The sequence below is a fragment of the Mesorhizobium loti CJ3sym genome, assembly GCF_000472785.1.
Taxonomy (GTDB): domain Bacteria; phylum Pseudomonadota; class Alphaproteobacteria; order Rhizobiales; family Rhizobiaceae; genus Mesorhizobium; species Mesorhizobium loti_E.
On sequence record NZ_AXAL01000003.1, the window covers coordinates 34,808 to 57,500 of the forward strand.

At 63.0% G+C, this 22,693-nt stretch carries 19 protein-coding genes and 1 tRNA gene; 12 read left to right on the forward strand and 8 right to left on the reverse strand.

Features of this window, described 5'->3' with window-relative positions; translation table 11 throughout:
* Positions 1–13 precede the first annotated feature (13 nt).
* The 3 genes from A3A9_RS0107085 to ppdK all read right to left on the reverse strand — a co-directional run bounded on the left by A3A9_RS0107085 (position 14) and on the right by ppdK (position 4,836).
* Entirely contained in the window at positions 14–754 is a 741-nt protein-coding gene (locus A3A9_RS0107085) for a polysaccharide deacetylase family protein (RefSeq protein WP_027058151.1), read from the reverse strand.
* Positions 755–925: 171 nt separating this feature from the next.
* Entirely contained in the window at positions 926–2,029 is a 1,104-nt protein-coding gene (locus tag A3A9_RS0107090) for a glycosyltransferase family 9 protein (RefSeq protein WP_027058152.1), read from the reverse strand.
* A 128-nt stretch (positions 2,030–2,157) separates the two neighbouring features.
* Positions 2,158–4,836: a pyruvate, phosphate dikinase gene (ppdK, locus tag A3A9_RS0107095; protein WP_027058153.1), complete on the reverse strand. Its 2,679-nt coding sequence runs from the start codon at positions 4,834–4,836 to the stop codon at positions 2,158–2,160.
* A gap of 214 nt (positions 4,837–5,050) precedes the next feature.
* Here ppdK and A3A9_RS0107100 point away from each other — a divergent pair, with 214 nt between their 5' ends.
* The 5 genes from A3A9_RS0107100 to A3A9_RS45115 all read left to right on the forward strand — a co-directional run bounded on the left by A3A9_RS0107100 (position 5,051) and on the right by A3A9_RS45115 (position 6,693).
* Complete coding sequence (locus A3A9_RS0107100; protein ID WP_027058154.1) at positions 5,051–5,395, forward strand: VOC family protein; 345 nt, start codon at positions 5,051–5,053, stop codon at positions 5,393–5,395.
* Between the two features lie 128 nt (positions 5,396–5,523).
* Positions 5,524–5,598, forward strand: a tRNA-Gln gene (locus tag A3A9_RS0107105).
* 290 nt (positions 5,599–5,888) lie between these two features.
* Positions 5,889–6,257, forward strand: coding sequence for a VanZ family protein (locus tag A3A9_RS38435; protein ID WP_033838407.1), 369 nt, complete (start codon positions 5,889–5,891; stop codon positions 6,255–6,257).
* A gap of 38 nt (positions 6,258–6,295) precedes the next feature.
* Complete coding sequence (locus tag A3A9_RS0107115; protein WP_027058155.1) at positions 6,296–6,484, forward strand: hypothetical protein; 189 nt, start codon at positions 6,296–6,298, stop codon at positions 6,482–6,484.
* 41 nt (positions 6,485–6,525) lie between these two features.
* Positions 6,526–6,693 carry a hypothetical protein gene (locus tag A3A9_RS45115; RefSeq protein WP_202596357.1) on the forward strand — a complete coding sequence of 56 codons (168 nt, stop codon included), beginning with the start codon at positions 6,526–6,528 and terminating at the stop codon, positions 6,691–6,693.
* A gap of 30 nt (positions 6,694–6,723) precedes the next feature.
* On the opposite strand, the gene smc is transcribed toward A3A9_RS45115, so the two are convergent.
* The 3 genes from smc to A3A9_RS0107135 form a co-directional block, all read right to left on the reverse strand.
* A complete protein-coding gene (smc, locus tag A3A9_RS0107125; protein ID WP_027058156.1) occupies positions 6,724–10,182 on the reverse strand; it encodes a chromosome segregation protein SMC in 3,459 nt (1,152 codons plus the stop codon).
* Between the two features lie 57 nt (positions 10,183–10,239).
* Positions 10,240–10,983, reverse strand: a complete 744-nt coding sequence (locus A3A9_RS0107130; RefSeq protein WP_027058157.1) for a DsbA family protein — start codon at positions 10,981–10,983, stop codon at positions 10,240–10,242.
* Positions 10,984–11,135: 152 nt separating this feature from the next.
* Positions 11,136–11,645, reverse strand: coding sequence for a DUF721 domain-containing protein (locus tag A3A9_RS0107135; RefSeq protein ID WP_027058158.1), 510 nt, complete (start codon positions 11,643–11,645; stop codon positions 11,136–11,138).
* Positions 11,646–11,699: 54 nt separating this feature from the next.
* Between A3A9_RS0107135 and mutY the strand changes: the two genes are divergently transcribed.
* Both mutY and A3A9_RS0107145 read left to right on the forward strand, forming a co-directional pair.
* Positions 11,700–12,848: an A/G-specific adenine glycosylase gene (gene mutY, locus A3A9_RS0107140; protein ID WP_027058159.1), complete on the forward strand. Its 1,149-nt coding sequence runs from the start codon at positions 11,700–11,702 to the stop codon at positions 12,846–12,848.
* Positions 12,841–13,452, forward strand: coding sequence for an HAD family hydrolase (locus A3A9_RS0107145; RefSeq protein ID WP_027058160.1), 612 nt, complete (start codon positions 12,841–12,843; stop codon positions 13,450–13,452). Before mutY ends, A3A9_RS0107145 begins: the two co-directional genes overlap by 8 nt.
* A 65-nt stretch (positions 13,453–13,517) precedes the next feature.
* Here the strand turns inward: A3A9_RS0107145 and A3A9_RS0107150 are convergent, their stop codons facing one another.
* On the reverse strand, positions 13,518–14,651 hold the full coding sequence (locus A3A9_RS0107150; protein WP_027058161.1) for a site-specific DNA-methyltransferase: 1,134 nt from the start codon (positions 14,649–14,651) through the stop codon (positions 13,518–13,520).
* Positions 14,652–14,828: 177 nt separating this feature from the next.
* Here A3A9_RS0107150 and A3A9_RS0107155 point away from each other — a divergent pair, with 177 nt between their 5' ends.
* A complete protein-coding gene (locus A3A9_RS0107155; RefSeq protein ID WP_027058162.1) occupies positions 14,829–15,518 on the forward strand; it encodes an HAD family hydrolase in 690 nt (229 codons plus the stop codon).
* A gap of 42 nt (positions 15,519–15,560) precedes the next feature.
* Here A3A9_RS0107155 and A3A9_RS0107160 read toward each other — a convergent pair whose 3' ends face one another.
* A complete protein-coding gene (locus tag A3A9_RS0107160; protein ID WP_027058163.1) occupies positions 15,561–16,322 on the reverse strand; it encodes a hypothetical protein in 762 nt (253 codons plus the stop codon).
* Positions 16,323–16,449: 127 nt separating this feature from the next.
* Here A3A9_RS0107160 and thrC point away from each other — a divergent pair, with 127 nt between their 5' ends.
* Genes thrC through A3A9_RS0107180 form a run of 4 tightly spaced genes read left to right on the forward strand, consistent with a single transcriptional unit; the run spans position 16,450 to position 22,660 of the window.
* Entirely contained in the window at positions 16,450–17,847 is a 1,398-nt protein-coding gene (gene thrC, locus A3A9_RS0107165; protein ID WP_027058164.1) for a threonine synthase, read from the forward strand.
* Between the two features lie 14 nt (positions 17,848–17,861).
* Complete coding sequence (locus A3A9_RS0107170; protein ID WP_027058165.1) at positions 17,862–19,154, forward strand: M16 family metallopeptidase; 1,293 nt, start codon at positions 17,862–17,864, stop codon at positions 19,152–19,154.
* A 14-nt stretch (positions 19,155–19,168) separates the two neighbouring features.
* Positions 19,169–19,768 carry a GNAT family N-acetyltransferase gene (locus A3A9_RS0107175; protein ID WP_027058166.1) on the forward strand — a complete coding sequence of 200 codons (600 nt, stop codon included), beginning with the start codon at positions 19,169–19,171 and terminating at the stop codon, positions 19,766–19,768.
* Between the two features lie 3 nt (positions 19,769–19,771).
* Positions 19,772–22,660, forward strand: coding sequence for an EAL domain-containing protein (locus A3A9_RS0107180; protein ID WP_027058167.1), 2,889 nt, complete (start codon positions 19,772–19,774; stop codon positions 22,658–22,660).
* Positions 22,661–22,693: the final 33 nt, after the last annotated feature.

The following is a 22,693-nucleotide window of genomic DNA, read 5'->3' on the forward strand; positions in this document are numbered from 1 at the left end:
GGCAGACTGCCAGTCAGTCGGTCGTGCCGTGATTGCCGAAACCATCGACATCGTCGAGCCGCACAAAGGTCATGCCCTTGGCTTTCAACGCCAGCAGGCCCTGCACCACGCCCTCACCGGCGGCGTGGGTCGGCTGGTTGATATGTGAGATGATCACGTCACCATCCTTGGCCGCGGCGATACGCCTGGCTGTTTCCTTGGCGCCGAGCAGCGAGCCGCCATCGCCATTGATCGAAAAGCCGGCAATCTTGAAACCGAGCTTGCGGATCATCGCGATCGCCGAGGGGCTGTATTCGGCGGTTGCGCCGCGAAACCATTTCGGCGCCGGCTCACCGGTCCTGGCAAGAGCTGCGGCACCCGACTCGACTTCCGCCAGCACGGCCTCGGGGCTGCCGGCGCTCTTTATGCCGTAGATCTTCTGCGGCGTGTCGACCGCCGGGACATGGCGCCCGCCGTGATTTTCCAGTTCGAACAGATCGGGATGGGCACGCATGATGGCGACGGCCTCTGCGTTGCGCTTCAGCCAGATGCCGGTGACGAAAATGGTGGCCGGTATCTTGTTTTCCACCAGCGCCGAGAGAATGCGTGTGTCGGTCTTTCCGCCGCAGGCGTCGAGCGTGAGGGCCACGTGGCCGGCTCCGCTTGCCACGGGCTTGATGTGCAGCGTGGGCTCGACCAGCGGCGCGGCATGGGCGCTGGATATGACCGCCAACGACATGGCGATCATGCAGAGATGTCTTTGCAGCAGACGCATCAAACCAAATTCCTGACTAGCGATTCCAAACACTGGCGATTTCAAGCTGGTATCCCAAGATCCGCATGAAGGCGGAAATCGGGACGATGGATAGCAGAAAAGTGCCTGGCGCGGCAATTTGACCGCCCGCCTCGCGAGCAATCCATTCGACAGTCAGACGATCGATCCCGCTCAGACAGTGCGTTCCCGTTTCATCTCGCTGCGCGCAAGGAGCTCGCGCACCGCTTCGACGACAGGCTTCACCTCAAGCCGCCACACGCAGCACGCCTTGCTGGGGTCCTTCGGGCGGCAAAGGTCGCTGGCAATGCAGTCACATGGCATCGACGGCCGCAGCGCGATGCTCGGCACGCCGACAGGCCCCCAGCGCGACGGATTCGTCAGACCGAAAAGCCCGACAACCGGCGTGCCCGCGGCGGCGGCTATGTGCATCGGGCCACTCTCGTTGCCGAGAAACAGCCGGGCCTGTTTCAGGACAGCCAGCAGGGTCTCGAGCGACAGCGTCCCGACAAGGTCGACGACCGGCGTCGCCGTCCTGGCGATGATCTGCGCCGCGGTCTCGCGTTCGTCCGGCCCTCCGACCAGCACGACTCCCAATCCGGTCTCGCCTGCAATTTCGTCGATCGCCTCGGCAAACCGTTCCGGCTGCCATTGGCGGCCCTTGAAGCTCGCGCCCGCATGTACGGCGATGAAAGCGTTTGGGTGAAGACGGTGCTTGCCTAGCAGCGCCAGGGCTTTCACGGTCTCGGATGGCAGCGGCTGAATGCTTGGTACCGTCACGCGCAGATCGATGCCAAGCGCTTCAAGAGGCGAAAGATAGCGATAGACAAAATGCTGGCCGCCAAACCCCTGTGGTTTTGCAAACAGATTGGCGGGCTGCCGCTCCAGCAGCTTCAGAGGCCTTTCGGGAGGATTGTAGCCGATGCGGGTCTTTGCGTTGACGAGCCCGCTGATGAGGCGCGAGGTCTTTGAATCGGTCAGGTCGATCGTCAGATCGAAGCGGAAGCCACGCAGTTCCCGCACGATGACATAGAGTTCTTTTCCGCGCTCCAGCGGGGTGCCCCGCATGCGGGCGCGCATGAACGTGACCACCTCGGAAGCAATGCCATGCGCCACCACGAAGCTCTTGAAATTCGCTTCGCAGAGGAACACGATCCTGGCGCCGGGGAATTCGAGCTGCAGGTTCCTGGCGAGCGTCGAGGCGAGGACGATATCGCCGATGAACTTCGTTTGAACGATCAGGATCGAGCGGAATGGCGCGGGTGAGATCTGCAACATGTGATTCCGGGAACGATTGGCGGGCAGTCCGCAAATTGGGCAGGAACAATGTCGAGATTATGCAATGCCTTCAGCACGTTCGCGTGAGCTTTCATACAAAATCGTAAATTTTGGCTCTGTCTGATGCTCTATCCTTTGCCTGCTTTCGCCACCAGCACCGCCGCCTGCGCTGCCGCCAGCCTGGCGATCGGCACCCGGTAGGGTGAGCACGACACGTAGTCGAGGCCGACCTCCTCGCAGAATCGGATCGAAGCGGGATCGCCGCCATGTTCGCCGCAGATGCCGAGCTTGATGTCGGGCCGCGTCGCCTTGCCCTTTTGCGCAGCCATGCGCACCAGTTCGCCGACGCCGTCAATGTCGAGCGACACGAATGGATCCTGCTCGATGATGCCCTTTTGGCGGTAGGTCTCCAGGAATGAGGCCGCATCGTCGCGCGAGATGCCGAAGGTGGTCTGGGTGAGATCGTTGGTGCCGAAGGAGAAGAACTCGGCCGATTCGGCGATGACATGGGCACGGATCGCCGCGCGCGGCAATTCGATCATCGTGCCGGTGAGGTAATCGATCTTGACGCCGGTCTCCTCCATGACGCTCTTGGCGACCGCATCGATCCGCGCCTTCACGTAATCGAGTTCCTTCACCAGGCCAACCAGCGGCACCATGATCTCGGGCACTACCAGCGCGCCGGCCTTCTTGCCGGCCTCGACGGCGGCCTCGAAAATGGCGCGCGCCTGCATCTCGGCGATCTCGGGATAGGAGACGGCCAGCCGGCAGCCGCGATGGCCGAGCATCGGGTTGAATTCGTGCAGGGCCTCGGTGCGCTGCCTGAGTTTGTCGGGCGACACATTCATGACGGCCGCGACCTCGGCGATTTCGGCTTCGGTCTTGGGCAGGAATTCATGCAGCGGCGGATCGAGCAGGCGGATCGTCACTGGCAGGCCGGCCATGATCTCGAACAGTTCGAGAAAGTCCGAGCGCTGCATGGGCAGAAGCTTGGCAAGGGCGGCGCGCCGCTCCTTCTCGGTGTCGGCCAGGATCATCTCGCGCATGGCGACGATGCGCTCACCGTCGAAGAACATGTGCTCGGTGCGGCAGAGCCCGATGCCCTCGGCGCCGAAAGAGCGCGCCATGCGGGCATCGAGCGGCGTTTCAGCGTTGGTGCGCACCTTCATGCGGCGCACCGCGTCGGCCCACTCCATGATGGCGGCGAAATCGCCGGACAGTTCCGGCTGAAGCATCGACACGGCGCCCTTCAGCACCTGGCCATTGCTGCCATCGATGGTGATGATGTCGCCCTTGCGGAACGTCTGTCCCATCGAGAGGAGCGTGCCGGCCTTGTAGTCGACGCGCAGCGAGCCGGCGCCCGACACGCAAGGCTTGCCCATGCCGCGCGCCACCACTGCGGCATGGCTGGTCATGCCGCCGCGCGTGGTCAGGATGCCTTCGGCGGCATGCATACCGTGGATATCCTCGGGGCTGGTCTCGATGCGCACCAGGATCGCCTTGCGGCCTTGCGTCTTCAGATCCTCGGCATCGCCGGACGAAAAGACGATCTCGCCGGTTGCAGCTCCGGGCGACGCCGGCAGGCCGATGCCGATGACGTCGCGCGCGGCCTTCGGATCGATGGTCGGGTGCAGCAATTGGTCGAGCGAGGCCGGGTCGATGCGGGCGACAGCTTCCTCTTTCGTGATCAAGCCGTCCCTCGCCATCTCGACGGCGATCTTCAGCGCCGCCTTGGCGGTGCGCTTGCCGGACCGGGTCTGCAGCATCCACAATTTGCCGCGCTCGATGGTGAATTCGAGGTCCTGCATGTCGCGGTAGTGCTTTTCCAGGCTGTCGGAAATGGTGACGAAGGACTGGAAGGCGTCCGGCATCAGCTTCTGCAGCGATGGCTTGTCGGAGCCGGCCGCGATGCGGGCCGCCTCGGTGATGTTCTGCGGCGTGCGGATGCCGGCCACGACATCCTCGCCCTGCGCGTTGACCAGGAACTCGCCATAGAGCTGCTTTTCGCCGGTTGACGGGTTGCGGGTGAAGGCCACGCCGGTGGCCGAGGTCTCGCCCATATTGCCGAACACCATGGCCTGGACGTTGACCGCCGTACCCCAGCTCTCGGGGATGTCGTGGAGACGCCGGTAGGTGATGGCGCGGTTGTTCATCCAGCTCGAGAAGACGGCGCCGATGGCGCCCCAGAGCTGCTCGTTCGGATCCTGCGGGAACGGCTTGCCGAGCTCTTCCTCGACCTTGGCCTTGTAGAGCGCGATCACGCCTTGCCATTCAATGGCGGTCAGCTCGGTGTCGAGTTCGTGGCCGAGCCCACCCTTCTGATCTTCGAGGATTTCCTCGAACACCTCGTGGTCGAGGCCCATGACGACATCGGAATACATCTGGATGAAGCGGCGGTAGCTGTCATAGGCAAACCGCGCATCGCCGGAATCGGTGGCCAGCGCCTCCACGGTCTCGTCGTTCAGGCCGAGATTGAGCACGGTGTCCATCATGCCCGGCATCGAGGCACGTGCGCCCGAACGCACCGACACCAGCAGCAGCTTCGACGGATCGCCGAACCGGCGCCCAGTCAGCTTGCCGATATGATCCAGCGCTTTCACCACATCGGCTTTCAATGCAGCTGGATAGGTGTTGCCGTCGGCGTAGTAGGCGTTGCAGACCTCGGTGGTGATGGTGAAACCCGGCGGCACCGGAAGGCCCAGGCTGCACATTTCGGCCAGATTTGCGCCTTTGCCGCCCAGCAGATTCCTGTCGCTGGCCCGGCCTTCCGCCGCACCATCGCCAAAGGTGAAAACCCATTTGGTCATGCTTTGCTCTCCGGTTGCAGGAGATTGGAAAGATTGGCGAAACGGAAAGTTCCGCTCGTGTCCGACTTTGGAGCGATATGATGCTGCAGTGCGAAAGGCAAGCGCCGCCCAAAGCCGTATGGTCGCTACAATCGATTAAGCAAAAGCCGCGTCAAAAAGACTTGCCACCTCACAGGCGGAAGACTAGAACATAAAGGGAACAAAGAGGTACTCCATGCGGCTGTCCGGAAGACTCGACTATCTGGAAATGCCGGCCACTGGCGGAACGCTGGACCGGCTGAAGGCTTTCTACAGTACCGCCTTTGCCTGGTCGTTCACAGACTATGGGCCGACCTATTCGGCCTTCGCAGAAGGGCTGGACGGCGGCTTCCAGGCCGATGCCGCTGAGGCGCCGGGAAAGCCGCTGCCCGTGCTCTATAGCGAAAATCTGGAGGAGACCCTTGGCGCCGTCGAAAGTGCCGGAGGCACGATCGTCAAGCCGATCTTCCCGTTCCCCGGCGGCCGGCGCTTCCACTTCGTCGACCCGGCCGGAAATGAGTTGGCGGTCTGGGGCAAATAGGCCGCCTGGACATGATCTGGCGGCGTTTTGTGGATTGCTCGTTTTGAGCGTTCTCGCTGTCGCTCACAGGATTGTACTTTTCGGCTGCTCTGCTAATAACGCGCCGCACAAGCGACTCTGACGGCAATTGGGGCGTCGCCAAGTGGTAAGGCATCGGTTTTTGGTACCGACATTCCCAGGTTCGAATCCTGGCGCCCCAGCCATTCATCTCTCGGGATGGGCATCCTTGTTCGATTATACCTGAACCACCGAACCCCTGCCGGCATTCTCCGACAACCTTGAGAATCGCGTTCTGCAAGGCCCGCAGCAGCAAGACCGGGCCAGGATTGCGGCCCGCGGGTCTCCTTGTGGTCATGGGCTGGGTTCGTTGCTTTTCGAACAGCCCGATGCAATCGTGGCAACAGCGGACGCTGATATTGCCACGTGGGCCCGACCCAGATCTCCAAGCCCGCTTCCGGTGATGGGTGCATGGACGCAAGATTGTTGGAGCAGAATGAAATTTTACTCAGCCGCCGAACGGATAGCTTTTATTGTCACGCTCATTGCCGTTCTTGTGCTCGCGCTGCTGCCGGTACCCCGCCTCAAGGAATTCGGGATCGACATCGGCTTCCACTACGACAAGCTGAACCACGCCAGCGCCTTCGCCGTCCTGGCTTTCCTGGGCAGTCTTGGCTGGCCACGCCACAAGGCAAGTGTCATCGTCTTCCTGGCATTGGTAGGAGCTGCCATCGAGGCTCTCCAAGGTACATCCCTGATACAGCGGGACCTCGACGTGTTCGACTGGGTTGCAGACTGTGTCGGCATGGCTTGCGGCCTGCTGGCGGCGGTCTGCGCGAACTGGGCCATGCGGCGTGCAGACTGAAGAAAGCAGAATAACCTCCTGACAGTCCAAGGGATATGATGGCCTTTAAAATCGGGCTTCCCGGCGGCGCGCTGAAAGTGAAGCAACAACATGAATTGCGCCGCCGGGAGCAGAGGCGCGAGGTGCCGGTCTGGCAGGTCGGCAAGTATTTCGTGATCTGGTGGCCGGCCACGATTTCGGACGGGCCATCCAAGCCCCCGAACGCGGAGTGGAACGACTTGCGCTGACCCTTTCTGCGATCTGGAAATCTGCGTATACTTGTGCCGTCATGGCACTGCGAATCAGATTGCCCGGCGGCACGCTGAAGGTGAAGATCTACCGCGAACTTCGTGATCGCGAGCGGGATCATCGAGTGCCTGTGCTGAAGGTCGGCTCGCTCTATTTCGTCTGGGCTTCGGCCAAACACCATTCCCACAGACACGACCAGAAAACCTGAATGGTCCACCGATGAATGCCGGATCGCGCGTCAGCTCGCCTCGCGCATCGCCTCTGCCGCCTGCAAATCGACCGACACGAGCTGGCTGACGCCCTGCTCGGCCATGGTGACGCCGAACAACCTGTCCATGCGCGCCATGGTGATCGGGTTGTGCGTGATGATGACGAAACGCGTCTCGGTGGTCTTGGCCATCTCGTCCATGAGATTGCAGAAGCGTTCGACATTGTGATCGTCGAGCGGCGCGTCGACTTCGTCGAGCACGCAGATCGGCGCCGGATTGGTCAGGAAGACGGCGAAGATCAGCGACATCGCCGTCAACGCCTGCTCGCCGCCGGACAGCAGCGTCATGGTCTGCGGCTTCTTGCCCGGCGGGCGGGCGAGGATTTCAAGCCCGGCCTCGAGCGGATCCTCGGATTCGATCAGCTGCAATTCCGCCGTGCCGCCGCCGAACAGATGCGAGAACAACCGCTGGAAATGGCCGTTGACCACGTCAAAGGCGGCCAGCAGCCGCTCACGGCCTTCGCGGTTGAGGCTCTGGATCGCTTGCCTGAGCTTGCGGATCGCCTCGATGATGTCCTCACGCTCGGAAACGATCGTCTCCAGCCGGTCGGACAGCTCCTTCTGCTCTTCCTCGGCGCGCAGATTGACGGCGCCGAGCCGTTCGCGCTCGATTTTCAGCCGGTCGAGCTGGCGTTCGATCTCCGGCATTTCCGGCATTGGATCGTCGGCTTCCAAGCCGGTGTGGCGGATGACCAGATGCGGCGGCGTGTTCAGCGTTTCCTGGATACGCGCTTCGACTTCCAGCCGGCGCTCGTCGGCGGCCGTCAGCCGTTCCTCGGCGCGTACGCGGGTCTCGCGCGCCTCGGCCAGCGACTGGATGGAGCCGGTGGCCAGCTTGTCCAGCTCGGCTTGCCTGGTCTCCGCTTCCTGCAGGCGATCGGCCGCCGCCTTGCGCAAGGTCTCGGCCTCGGTGAGCTGCGACAGCAAAGCGCGCCGCTTGGCGTCGATTTCGTCGGGAGCGTCGGCAAGCCGTTCGCGCTCGGCCTCGGCCTCGGCCTTGCGTTCGCCAAGCGATGCAATCTGCGTCGAGGCGTTTTCGGCACGCTGCAGCCAGCTGCTGCGCTCAGCGTTAATGGCATCGAGCCGGCGCGTGCGCGCCTCGGCTTCGCGCCGCAACCCCTCATGAACGGCACGTGCATCTGCGAGCGTGGCACGGTCGCGCGAAACATTTGCCGAGGACTGTTCGAGCTGCAGTTGCAGGTCACCCAGATCAGGTGCGTCCTGCAGCAGCATTTCGGCCTCGACGAAAGCCGCAGAGGTTTCTTCATGGCTGTCGACGATGCGGGCGCGGGCCTCGTCCAAAGCGGCACGCCGGCTCGATAGTTCACCGCCGGCTTTTTCGGCCTCGGCCAGCGCATTGCGGGCAGCGTCGAGCCTATGCTGGGCGTCGCGTCCGGCCTGGCGTGTGTTGCGTTCGGCTTCGCTTGCCTGGCGAAGCGCCTGTTCAGCCTGCGCCAATGCCGCCTCGGCCTGGCGCAGGATGAGGGTCGCCTGCACCGCCTCGGCATCGAGTTCGGCCAGCCTGTTCTTCTGCGCCAGCCGCTGCGCCGCGGCCGTCGGTGCATCGGCGCTGGCGGTGAGGCCGTCCCAGCGCCAGAGCGCGCCCTCGCGACTGACCAGCCGCTGGCCTGGCGCAAGCAGCGCCTGCAACCGGCGGCCGTCGGAGGCCTCGATGATGCCGATCTGCGCCAGGCGGCGGGCAAGCTGCGCCGGGGCGCGAACCACGCTGGCCAGGCTCCTGATCCCTTCCGGCAGAGCCGCGTCACCAAGCTGGATTTCGCTTTCGCCCCAATGCACCGGCGCGCTGCGGTCGAGCGGCACGTCGAGATCTTCGCCAAGGGCAGCACCCAGCGCCGTCTCGAAGCCGCGTTCGACGCTGATCTGTTCCAGTACAGACGGGAAGAGATCGCCGCTGGCTGCATTCAGGATCTTGGCCAGCGTCCGTGCTTCCGTCTCGATACCCGCCAATTCAGCCCTGGCGTCCTGAAGCGGCGGCCGGGCAGTGCTTTCGGCGGTGCGGGCATCGATGACCGACTGTTCAGCCTCCAATCCGGCAGTTTCGGATTCCTCCAGCAGCGCCATCGCCTGTTCGACCAGCACCCGCTTTTCGGCCGGATCCGGCAGGCCGGCGACCTTGGACAGGATATCCGACAGTTCGCGGTCGACATCGGCGAGTTGGCGGCCAAAGCGGTCGCGGCGCTCGGCGGTGTCGCGCAACGTCCGCTCGATCTGGTTGCGCGAGGCGGCGGCCTCGGCTCGCTCGGCGGTCAGCGCGGCGAGCTTGGCTTCGCTCTGCGAGAGTGTTGCCGCCGCCTGTTCGAAGGCAGCCCGGGTGGTTGCCTCGCGCTCGGCGGCGCCAGCATTTTCCGAATTCAGCGTCGCTTCTTCGGTGCGCAGGCGCTCAAGGATGTCCGCATTGTCGCGCACCATGCGTTCTTCGCGGGCAATGTCGCCGTCGAGCTGCTGCAGCCGGCGCTCGAGCTCGGCTTGACGGGCGCGGATGCGGCCGGCTTCCTCCTCGATCTGCGACTTGGCGATCGACAGGCGCTGGAAGGCGGCGGCGGCGGCGGCTTCAGCGTCGCGCAGGTCCGGCATGCGGTGCGCGCCGATGCCTTGTTCCCTCGCGGCAGCCATCTGCGCGGCAGCACGGTCGCCGACAAGTGCTGTGGCAACCGCCAGCGCAGAACGCGCCTCGCCTTCCTGCGTCTTGGCCAGCGTCCAGCGCAGATGCAGCAGCGTTGCCTCCGCCTTGCGGATATCGGCCGACAGGTTCTTGAAGCGGGACGCCTGGCGCGCCTGTCGCTTCAGGCTTTCGATCTGGCTTTCCAGCTCGCCGACGACATCATCCAACCGCTCGAGATTCTGCTCGGCTGCCTTCAGCCTCAACTCCGCCTCGTGGCGGCGGGTGTGCAGGCCGGAAATGCCGGCCGCCTCTTCCAGAAGGGCGCGGCGCGCCTGCGGCTTGGCCTGGATCAATTCGCCGATACGGCCTTGGCCCACCATCGATGGCGAACGCGCGCCGGTCGACTGATCGGCAAACAGAAGCTGCACGTCCTTGGCGCGCGCTTCCTTGCCGTTGATGCGGTAGAGCGAGCCGGCCTCGCGTTCGATGCGGCGCGACACCTGCAATTCATCGGCATCGTTGAAGGCAGCGGGCGCCGAGCGGTCTGTGTTGTCGAGGAAAAGCGTGACTTCAGCGGTGTTGCGTGCGGGCCGCGTTCCCGAGCCGGAAAAGATCACGTCGTCCATGCCGGACGCGCGCATGTTCTTGTAGGAGCTTTCGCCCATCACCCAGCGCAGCGCCTCGACAAGGTTCGACTTGCCGCAGCCATTCGGCCCGACAATACCGGTCAGGCCGCGTTCGATAACGAACTCGCCGGGCTCGACGAAAGACTTGAAACCAAGGAGGCGGAGGCGCGAAAACTTCATTCACGCGCCCCATACAGGCGAGCGCCGAAACGCTGCCGCTTCAGCGCTGACCTGATGTCAGAGCAGAGGGTCGATGATGGCCGACATTTCCTCAATCGACATCGCCCCTTTGTAGGTCTTACCGTTGATGAAGAAGGTCGGTGTCGAGTCAACCTTGAATTCATCGGCGCCGCGCTTCTGGACCGATCTCACATCGTCCAGAAGTTTCTGGTCCGTCAAGCAGGCTTCGAAGGACTCCTGTGTAAAACCGGCGAGCTTAGAGATTTGCAGCAGCGCATCCTTGGTGTTCGACACGCCAACCCAGTTCGCCTGCTGCCTAAACAGCACGTCGACCATCGGGAAATAGTTATCCTTGGCGCAGCGCGCCAGCATGAAACCGGCTTCCGCGCTCGGGTCGAACGGGAATTCGCGCAGGATGTAGCGCGCCTTGCCGGTGTCGATGTACTTCGTCTTCAGATCCGGGAAGGTGGTTTCGGCGAAATGCGCGCAATGCGGGCAGGTCATCGAAGCGTATTCGACGATGGTGACCTTGGCGTCATCCTTGCCAAGCTGCTTCTCGGGCAGTGCGCCCGGCTTCAGCAGTTGGGCCATGTCGACGGGCCCCTGAGACTCGGGGACCTGAACGGCAGCCGGCGTGGCTGGCTTTACGGGCGTGGCCGGGTTCGCGGGCTTTACATCCGCCGCCTTGGCCTCTTCACCTGAATCGCTGCAGGCGGCGAGCAGGGCGACCGCCGGAATGGCGGCCAGCGAAGACAGGACGTTTCTGCGAGACAGACTTTGGCCAAACGGGGAACGGCTCATACGAATCACCTAACAAGGTTGGATTTTGCAATGCAAAGGCACGGAAAGGCGAGAGTTGGCGCGAATTAAGGCATCTCGATCCCCAATCCAATCGCGAAACCTGACAAAGCGATCACGAATGCGAGATGTTGACGACAAATCCATGACTGTCTTCAAGGGGTTTTTGACTTCCTTTCACCCAAAATGGTTGCGCCAAGCCTTTCCAGCGAGGCGCGCAACCCTTCATCCTCGATCAGTTCGACCGTGCCAGACAATTTCGTCTTCTCCGCCACCGTCAAGGGCCTGAAGGTCGGTTTAGGCCGTCCTTTGTCTGCCGTCACCGGTTTTTGTACGATCCTGATGCGGCCTATTGCCGTAAAGCCGAGGAAAGCGTTGACCCGGTTGATGATCTCGCCAGTCTCATGCTGCAGGTGAAGTGCGGCCATGCCTTCGCAGGCGACAACCAGCACCGCCGGTTCGAACGGATCGTCCTCATGCATGCGGCGCGGCCACTGGATCTTTTCAGGCCGCGAGCGGCTGGCCAGGCGCGGTCCGGCGATTTCTTCCCAGGACTGGACGAGACCAATCGAAATGCCAGCCCGCTTGCGCAGCACCGGATCGAGGATTGCGGTGGCGAGATCGCTCACCGGGACGGGATTGCCGTAGGGCGTTCTCCCTGCCATGTACGTTCTCCAGCCACGACCCCAGCAGATACCGGCCAGGCCAATACACGATCAATGGCACCAGCAGACCAGACCCGCAAGGCCGCATCCCGAGATAGCGGCTCAGCCACGTCGAACGATACCGCGTCGCGCCTGCTCGTCTGGTACGACGCCCACCACCGCGAACTGCCGTGGCGGGTGAGCCCGCGCGACCATGCGCGCGGCGTGCAGCCCGATCCCTACCGCATCTGGCTGTCCGAAGTCATGCTACAGCAGACCACGGTCGAGGCGGTGAAATCCTACTTCCGCGCCTTTGTCGAGAAATGGCCCGATGTCGAGGCGCTCGCCGCGGCGCCGACCGAGGACGTGATGAAAGCCTGGGCAGGGCTCGGTTACTACTCCCGCGCACGCAATCTCAAGGCCTGCGCCGATCTGGTGGCGGCGCGTGGCGGTCGGTTTCCGGACACCGAGGCTGCCCTGAGAGACCTGCCCGGCATTGGCGCCTACACCTCGGCGGCCATCACGGCGATCGCCTTCGACCGCCCCGCCGCCGTCGTCGACGGCAATGTCGAACGCGTCATATCGAGGCTGTTTTCGATCGCAACGCCGCTGAGCGAAGCCAAGCCCGAGATACGCGCCCGTGTCGAACGCATGGTGCCACCAACCAGGCCGGGCGACTTCGCCCAGGCAATGATGGATCTTGGCGCCACGATCTGCACCCCGCGCCGACCGCGCTGCATGCTGTGCCCGCTGCGCGAAGACTGCAGCGCCGTCGTTTCAGGTGATCCCGAACATTTCCCGGTGCGGCTGCCAAAGGCCGACAAGCCGCAGCGGCGCGGTGCTGCTTTCGTGGCCGTGCGTGATGACGGCGCCATCCTTCTGCGCAAACGGCCCGAGAAAGGTTTGCTCGGCGGCATGACCGAGGTGCCGACCACGGGCTGGACGGCGCGGGCGGATGGAGCCACGACGCCGGCAGCGGCGCCCTTTCCCGGCGACTGGCGGCGCGCCGGGACAATCACGCATGTCTTCACCCATTTCGCGCTCGAACTCGACGTCTTTCACGCCCACATCAAAGGTGATGCGCCGGAGGGCCATTTCTGGTCGCCTGCCGGTGAGATTTCCGGGGAGGCGCTGCCAACTGTCATGAAAAAAGCAATCGAGGCTGCGATACCCGGCGCGACGAAAAAACCGTCACTACACAGTGCAAAGAGGCTCCATGACTGAAATCCGCCACATCGTTTTCGACATCGGCCGCGTGCTGATCCACTACGATCCCAACATTCCGTTCAGCCGCCTCATTCCCGATGCCGAGGAGAGAAAGTGGTTCTTCGACAATGTCTGCACGCATGACTGGAACATCGAGCAGGACCGCGGCCGGAGCTGGGAAGAGGCAGAGGCGCTGTTGATCGCCGATCATCCCGATCACGCGGAAAACATCCGCAATTTCCGCCGCCACTGGAACGACATGGTGCCACATGCCTATGACGACAGCGTTGCTATCATGCTCGGCCTGATCGAAAGCGGCCACGACGTGACCATGCTGACCAACTTCGCCGCCGACACGCTTGCCGAAGCGAGGCTGCGCTTCGACTTTCTCAGCCGCCCGCGTGGCGTCACTGTGTCGGCCGACATCCGCCAGATCAAGCCCGACCGCGCCATCTACAACCATCACGTCGCCGCGTTCGGCCTCGAACCATCGGCCACATTGTTCATCGACGACAGTCAGAAGAATGTCGACGGCGCCAAGGCCGCCGGCTGGCAGGCGGTGCTGTTCACGGATGCAAAAACGCTCAAGGCAGACCTTGAGCGCTTCGGAATCAAAGCGTGATCTGAATCACTTCCGGCGATCCGCTCATATTTTGAATCAACGCGAAAGCAGCAATTGGCAGGGGTTCAGGCCCCTGCCCTTTCCATGCCCAACCGGGCAATGCGGCGCAATTCGTCGATCGGGGTGAGTCCGCCGCTGCGCTCATAGTGCCAGAAGGTCCAGCCGTTGCAGGCGTCCAGCCCCTGCACTTCGGCGCCGATCTTGTGGATCGAGCCGGCGCTGTCGCCGATCGCCACCGTACCGTCGGCTCGTACCTTGGCCGCCCAGCGCTTCTTGGCGTCATAGAGCGTGGCACCCGGCGTCACCAACCCGGTGTCGATCAGGCTGACGAAGGCGACGCGCGGCTCGGCGCGCTTGCCGGTGAGCACGGTGAGATCGGCGCTTTCCAGCGGCCGCACCGCGTCGATGCGCTCGTTGGCGGCGTCGATATAGGCCTGCTCGCGCTCGATGCCGACGAAATGGCGGCCAAGGCGCTTGGCAACGGCACCAGTCGTGCCGGAGCCGAAGAAGGGGTCAAGCACGATGTCGCCGGGCTTGGTCGAGGCCATCATGATGCGGGCAAGCAGCGCTTCCGGCTTCTGCGTCGGGTGCAGCTTGTCGCCATTGTCGTTCTTCAGCCGCTCGCCGCCGGTGCAGATCGGAAACAGCCAGTCGGAGCGCATCTGAATATCGTCGTTCGAGGCTTTCATGGCTTCGTAATTGAAGGTGTAGCCCTTGCCCTTCTGGTCACGCGTGGCCCAGATCATGGTCTCATGCGCGTTCTGGAAGCGACGACCACGGAAATTCGGCATAGGGTTGGTCTTGCGCCAGACCACATCGTTGAGGATCCAGAAGCCCAGGTCCTGCATCTTGGCGCCGACCCTGAAGATGTTGTGATAGGAGCCGATGACCCAGATGGTGCCGTTGGGCTTCAGCACCCGGCGAGCCGCCAGCAGCCAGGCGCGGGTGAAGGCATCATAGGCTTCAAAACTCTCGAACTGATCCCAGTCGTCGTCGACCGCGTCGACCTTGGACTGGTCGGGGCGGTGCAGATCGCCGTCGAGTTGCAGATTGTAGGGTGGGTCGGCGAAGATGACGTCGATCGACTTTTCCGGCAGGCGGTCGAGGGCCGCGACGCAGTCGCCTTTCAGGATGGTATCCAGCCATTCGGATTGCTGGGGGGCATGGGAAAGGTCGTCGAGAAGACGCACGGCAGACATTTTTACACCCAAGGCACGCGTTACTGTTTACTCTCCGTTATGGTTACCGATCAGCGTAAATATTCAGTGAAGGCCCGAGAAATGGCCTGCCTGGTTTGCGAAGGCCGGGCCGGTGGTGTATGCCGCGCCGCTTGAGCCCATAGCGGCATTCCTCCATCCTCCTTGTTCCGGATCACCATGCCCCAGCCAGACCTTGTCATCTTCGATTGCGACGGCGTGCTCGTCGATTCCGAAATCATCGCCGCACGGGTCGAGGCAGAGCTGATAACCTTGGCCGGATACGAAATCTCGGCGGAGGAGGTTGCCGAGACCTATGCCGGACTGACCTTCAAGGACATCCTGATGCGGATCGAGGAGAAGTCCAAGATTCCGTTCCAGGCGTCGCTGATCGACCGCGCCGAAGAGCTGGTCGACCGCAAATTGCGTAGCGATGTCCGTGCCATCGAGGGCGTGCGCGAAGCGGTGGCCTCCGTCACGACGCAACGCTGCATCTGCTCCAACTCACGCTCGGAGCGGATAGAATTCATGCTGGAGAAGGTCCATCTGCTGCCGTTTTTCGCCGGCCGTATCTTCTCGGCCCTGGAGATACCGAGCAAAAAGACCAAGCCTGCCCCGGACGTGTTCCTGCTCGCGGCGGAAAAACTCAATGCTAAGCCGGCGAACACTTTCGTCATCGAGGATTCGGTGCACGGCGTCGCGGGCGCAAGGGCGGCCGGCATGCGCGTCATCGGCTTCACCGGCGCCAGCCACAGCTATCCCGGCCATGCCGATGCGCTGACAGAGGCAGGCGCCGAAACGGTTATTCGCCGCTGGTCGGAGCTGAAAAGCGTGATCGCGGCGCTGTCGGAGTGGTCGGCCGACGCCTGAGCAACGTGCGTCTGGACGCACGCTGCTCCTAAAACACCGAGGTTAGTTTGTCGCCGCGGCCTTCTTGCGGTGGGTCTTCTTCGGCTTGTCCGTCGTCGCTTTCGGCGTGGTTTCGTCATAGCCGGCATAGGCCTGATAGTCCGACGCTGTCGGTGCCGGCACGACGATGTTGGAGTCGGTGAAGACGAACTGTGTGGCGACCGAGGGATCGGTCACCTGGACCTGATACTGGTGAATCTGCGAGTAGAGCACGTCGGTGCCGTGCATCACCGCTGTGCGGATCGGCATGGTAATGGTGCCGGGCGTGAACTTCGGTCCGGGCACGATCTTGCCGGCGACCGCGATCTTCATCGTTAGCTGCCCGTCGGCGCGGCTGCAGTCGCGGGTCACATCGCTGATCGATGCCTGGTAGATGATGTTCACCGACCCATCGGGCGCGGCTGCGGCGGCGGCAGCGTCGGCCGCGGCGGCGGCTTGTGCATCCGCGGCCTGCTGTTCGGCTTCGGCCTTGTTCCTCGGCTTGTGCATGGGCTTCGACTTCGCCTTGGGCTTCTGGACTTCCTTGGCCATAGTGTTGAAGAATGCCGTGCCGTCGCGGACCGTCACCCTGGGGCAATAGGCATTCAGCTGGCTGGCCAGTACCTTGGGATCCTGCGGAGGTGGCGGCGCGGTCGGATCCTTCTTGCCGCCCAAGCCGAGGTTCAGGATGCCATTGTCGCCCGATTGGCAGCCGGCGGCGGCGAGCATAAAGCCCGTGAGCGCAAGACCCGCCAAAAAGCGACCACTTGATGTACGAAACGCCATGAAACTCCCACTTCCCTCTCGCAAAGCTGGTGACGTATATCAACGGCGCGGCAAAAATGCGACTGAGCCAGCGCAGAAATTAACCACCTTGTGGTGAACGGAAAAGCCAACCGAACGGATTTGTGACATGCACTATGTGAGTACCCGCGGAGAAGCACCCGCGCTTGGATTTTCCGATGCCGTGCTGGCGGGGCTGGCGCGCGACGGCGGGCTTTACGTGCCGCGCGAATGGCCGCAGTTTTCAACTTCCGAGATTCGCGCCATGCGCGGCCTTGCCTATCCCGATCTCGCCATCCGCGTGCTGTCGCCGTTCCTGGGCGGCGAGATCGCAGCGCCGGTCTTCGAACGCCTGGTGCGCGAAGCCTATGCCACGTTCCGCCACGAGGCCGTCTGCCCGCTGGTCCAGACCGGTCCCAACATGTTTGTCCTCGAACTGTTCCATGGGCCGACACTGGCCTTCAAGGACGTGGCGATGCAGTTGCTCGCCCGGCTGATGGACCATGTGCTCGCCGAACGCGACCAGCACGCCACCATCGTCGGCGCGACGTCGGGCGATACTGGTGGCGCGGCTATCGACGCCTTTGCCGGACGCAGCCGCACCGACATCTTCATCCTGTTCCCGCATGGCCGCGTTTCGCCGGTGCAGCAGCGGCAGATGACGACGTCGAAGGCTGAAAACGTTCATGCGCTGGCGATCGAGGGCAATTTCGACGACTGCCAGGGCCTGCTCAAGGACATGTTCAACGACCATGCCTTCCGTGACCGGGTGGCGTTGTCGGGGGTCAATTCCATCAACTGGGCCCGCATCATGGCCCAGATCGTCTATTATTTCTCCTCGGCATTGTCGCTCGGCGCGCCGGACCGGCCTGTGTCCTTCACCGTTCCGACGGGCAATTTCGGCGATATCTTCGCCGGCTACGCCGCCAAGAAGATGGGCCTGCCGATCGAACGGCTGGTCATCGCCACCAACGATAACGACATATTGGCGCGCACCTTCGCGTCAGGCGAATACCGCACCAAGGGTGTATTCGCGACCACCTCGCCGTCGATGGACATCCAGGTGTCGTCGAACTTCGAGCGCCTGCTGTTCGAGGCCTCCAACCGTGACGCGGCGACGGTCCGGCGCTACATGGATGGCCTGAAGCAATCCGGCGCCTTCACCATCAAAGCCCGGGAAATCAATGGGATGCGGTCGGAATTCGACGCCGGCCGCGCCGATATGGACGAGGTCGCCGCCACCATCCGCTCGACGCTCGCGGGCAGCAACTACCTGCTTGATCCGCATACCGCAGCGGCCATGCATGTCGCGGCCGGCAAAGCATCTGGCGCTGTTCCCATGGTGGTGCTGGGCACGGCGCACCCGGCAAAATTCCCGGCCGCCGTCGAGGCCGCCTGCGGGGTCTCGCCAGCCCTGCCCGCATGGCTAGGCGGATTGATGACATTTGAGGAAAAATACACGGTACTTCCATCTGACCTGAAAATGGTGGAAGATTACGTCAGCCGCCGCGCGCGGGCGGCGCGTTAGGGAGTACGAGCCATATGGGTGTTGAGGTAAGCCGTCTGTCGAACGGCCTGACAGTCGCCACCGAAACCCTTCCAAGTATCGAATCGGTTGCCTTGGGTGCCTGGGTCAAGTCCGGCGCCCGCAATGAACGTGACGACGAGCATGGCATGGCCCATCTGCTCGAGCACATGGCGTTCAAGGGTACGAAGCGGCGAACGGCGTTCGAGATCGCCTCGGAAATCGAGGATGTCGGTGGCGAGATCAATGCCGCCACCAGCGTCGAGACCACCTCCTACTATGCCAGGGTGTTGTCCGACGACGTCCCGTTGGCGGTGGATATTCTCGCCGACATTCTGCAGGAATCCGAATTCGACCCGCAGGAACTCGAGCGCGAGCAGCATGTGATCCTGCAGGAGATCGGCGCCGCGCACGATACACCAGATGATATCGTCTTCGACCGTTTCACCGAGACGGCCTTTCGCCACCAGACCATCGGCCGCTCGATCCTGGGCACGCCCGAGACGGTCAAATCCTTCACTTCGAAACAGTTGCACGATTTCATCGAACGCCAATATGGCGCCGAGCGGATGGTCATCGTGGCTGCCGGCGACATCAAGCACGACAATTTCGTGCGCGAGGTCGAGAAACAACTCGGCGGCTTCCGCAGCAAGGCGGACAGCACCATCCCGCAATACGCGCAATATGTCGGCGGTGATTTCCGCGAGGACCGCGACCTGATGGACGCGCAGATCGTGCTGGGCTTCGAAGGCCGCGCCTATCATGTGCGCGACTTCTACGCCTCGCAGGTTCTGTCTATGATCCTCGGCGGCGGCATGTCATCGCGCCTGTTCCAGGAAGTCCGCGAGAAGCGCGGCCTGTGTTACTCGGTCTACGCCTTCCACTGGGGCTTTTCCGACACCGGCATCTTCGGCGTCCATGCCGCGACCGGCCAGAGTGATATCGCCGAGCTGGTTCCCGTCATCATCGATGAATTGCAGAAGGCCGGCGAGAATATCCTGCAGGAAGAACTCGACCGGGCGCGCGCCCAGTACCGCGCCGGGCTGATCATGTCCGCCGAAAGCCCGGCCAGCCGCGCCTCGCAGATCGCGCGGCAGCTGCTTTTGTTCGGCCGGCCGATCGCCAAGGAGGAATTGATGGAGCGCCTGTCGGCGCTGACGATCGAGCGTCTGACCGACCTGTCGGCGCGGATGTTCTCGACCAAGCCGACGCTTACCGCTGTCGGGCCTGTGGGTACGCTGGCACCATATGAGGCGATCCTCGATTCGCTTCCGGGCACGCAGACCACGGCCCGCAGGCTCGCCGTCTAAGTCCCCAGACCGTCGTGTTCGCGCTCCCTTTCTTTCGCCGTGACCTGCCGGCGCTGAAGGGCAACATCGTCACGTTGCGCGTGCCTTTCACCAATGACTACCGCGAGTGGTCGGCGGTGCGCGGCGAAAGCCGCGCCTTCCTGGAGCCGTGGGAGCCACGCTGGACCCCCGATGAGCTCGACCGCACGGCATGGCGGCTACGCATCAGCCGCTACCGCGAAGATTATGCGCAGGGAACCGCTATCGCCTTCTTCATCTTCGAGAAGTCGAGCGGCAAATTGGCGGGCGGCATCACGCTCGGCAACATACGCCACGGTGTCTCGCAAAGCAGCCATGTCGGCTACTGGATCGGCGAGCGTTTCGGCGGCCGCGGCCTGATGACCGACGCCGTAAAGGTCGTGGCCCGCTTCGCTTTCGATACGCTGAGGTTGCACCGGATCGAAGCGGCCTGTATTCCCGACAACATCAGGTCGATCCGCGTGCTTGAAAAAGCCGGATTCCGGCGCGAAGGACTCTTAAGATCCTATCTCAGGATCAACGGCATCTGGCAGGACCACTACCTCTACGCCCGGATCGCGGACGATCCGCTCGGCGGCGCAGGAACGAAGGACTGATTTTTGACGAATTTCCTGCGAAACGGGCCGCTTTTCGCCTTTGTCCTCGCGGCAATCGTGACGCTGTGCGCGGCTTCGTCGGCCTTTGCCGTTGAGCCGATCAAGATTGCCCGCGACGACATCGCGCTCGACCTTTCGGGCGCCGTCGAGATCTATCGAAACCAGGGGGATAATTTCCAGGTATCGACCGCACCCGGGCCGGACGGCATCGTGCGGCGCATCGAGGTCGAGGCGAAGGACGCGCGATCGACCGGCGACTGGGCGGTGTTCGCACTCGCCAACACCACCGACCAGCAGCTCGACCGGCTCATCGTCGCGCCGCATTTTCGCCTGGTGAATTCCGGCATTTTCTGGCCCGATCTCGGCTCGACCCGCCTGGCAGCGATCACGCCCAGCGAAGGCTTCGCGCTCGACCGCCAGACCAGCCCCGATGCCGACGTGTTCCGGGTGACGCTGAACCCGGGCACGGTGATCACCTTCATCGCCGAGCTTGCCTCGCCGAAGCTGCCGCAGGTCTATCTCTGGGATCCCGAATCCTACAAGGACTCGGTCAATTCCTACACGCTGTTTCGCGGCATCGTCATCGGCATTGCCGGCCTTTTGGCGCTGTTCCTGACCATCCTTTTCGTGGTCAAGGGGACGTCGATGTTCCCGGCGACCGCCGCTCTTGCCTGGGCCGTGCTTGCCTATATCTGCGTCGATTTCGGCTTCCTCAACAAGGTCATCGAGATCTCGCCCGGCAATGAGCAGATGTGGCGAGCGGGAACGGAGGTGGCGCTTGCGGCGACCTTCGTGGTGTTCCTGTTCGCCTATCTCAACCTCAACCGATGGCACGGCCATTTCAGCTATGGCGCGCTGGTCTGGATCCTCGGGCTGGTGCTGATTGCAGGCGTCGCCATTGTCGATCCGGCGGTGGCCGCCGGTATCGCCCGCATTTCGTTTGCCGCCACCGCGCTGACCGGGCTCGGCCTGATCATCTTCCTTGGCATACGCGGCTATGACCGCGCCATCATGCTGGTGCCCAGTTGGGTCATGGTGCTGTTGTGGCTATGCGGGTCGTGGATGGCGATCACCGGCATGCTCGACAACGACATCGCCCAGCCGGCGCTCGGCGGCGGGCTGATCCTGATCATCCTGTTGATCGGCTTCACCGTCATGCAGCACGCCTTTGCCGGCGGTGCGCTGCATCAAGGCCTGTTCTCCGACCTTGAACGGCAGGCGCTGGCGGTAGCCGGGTCGGGCGACACGGTGTGGGACTGGGACGTGCTGCGCGACCGCGTGGTGACCAAGCCCGATGTCAGCATCCAACTGGGCCTGGCGCCCAACAGCCTTGGGGGCGCAGCGCGCAACTGGCTGCCGGTGCTGCACGCCGACGACCGCGATACCTTCCGCACCACGCTCGACGTGGTGTTGGAACATCGGCGCGGCCGGGTGTCGCAGAATTTCCGCCTGCGCGGTGCTGACGGGCACTATCACTGGTTTTCGCTGCGCGCACGCCCGGTCATCGGATCCGACGGTGAGGTCATCCGCTGCGTCGGCACCATGGTCGACGTCACTGAGCAGAAGAAGTCCGAGGAGCGGCTGCTGCACGACGCCGTGCACGACAATCTGACCGGGCTGCCGAACCGCGAACTTTTGATGAACCGGCTTGAGGCGATCATCTCGATCGCCCGCACCGAAGAGAAGGTGCGCCCGACCGTATTCGTCATCGACATCGACCGCTTCAAGCAGGTCAATGACGGGCTCGGCATCTCTGCCGGCGATACCATCCTGCTCACCATAGCGCGCCGCTTGCACCGCTTGCTCAAGCCGAAGGATTCGCTGTCTCGCTTTGCTGGCGACCAATTCGCGCTGATGCTGCTCTCCGAACAGGATCCAGCTCGCATCGCCGGCGTGGCCGATGCCATCAAGCACGCGATCAACAACCCGATCACCTTTGCCAAGCGCGAGATCGTGCTGACCGCGTCGATAGGCCTGATCACCTGGAATTCGCCGCAGATGTCGGCCGAGGACATGGTCAAGGACGCCGAGCTCGCCATGCACCAGGCCAAGCGTTTTGGGGGCGACAGGATCGAGCCGTTCCGCCCGGCTTTCCGCACCGTTGGTACCGACCGGCTGCAGTTTGAATCCGACCTGCGGCGCGCCATCGAGCGGCGCGAATTCACGCTTGCCTATCAGCCGATCGTTCGGCTGGAGGACGGCAGCGTTGCCGGCTTCGAAGCCTTGCTGCGCTGGGACCATCCGCGCCGCGGCATGATCCCGCCGGCCGATTTCATCCCGGTCGCCGAAAGCTGCGGGCTGATCGTGCAGCTTGGACTGTTTGCCATGCAGCAAGCAGCCGAGGATCTCGCCGGCTGGCAAAAGCAGATCGGCGACGCGCCGCTGTCGGTCTCGGTCAATCTATCCAGCCGCCAGCTCATCCGCCGCGACCTGGTCAGCGACGTCCGCTCAGTCATAGCGCGGGCCAATTTGAAACCGCGCTGCTTCCGGCTCGAACTCACCGAATCCCTGGTCATGGACAATCCGGAACAGACCGCCCATGTGCTGACCAAGCTGAAGCAGCTCGGCATCGGACTGTCGCTGGACGATTTCGGCACCGGCTATTCATCGCTCGCCTATCTGACGAGGTTTCCGTTCGACACGATCAAGATCGATAAGAGTTTTGTCGACGACAGCACACCCAAGCGCGCCGTGCTGCTCAAATCCATGGTCAACATGGCGCATGAACTCGGCCTGTCGGTGGTCGCCGAGGGCATATCGGACGAACGCGATGCCCTGGAACTGCGCCAGATGGGTTGCGAATATGTGCAAAGCTTCATGTTCGGCGCGCCGATGCCCGCCGATCAGGTACTGAAGACGTTGAAGGAGCAGTATCCGCTGACGCAGGCTTAGAGGCCGTTTGGAAACTCTACTCCTGCGGCCATC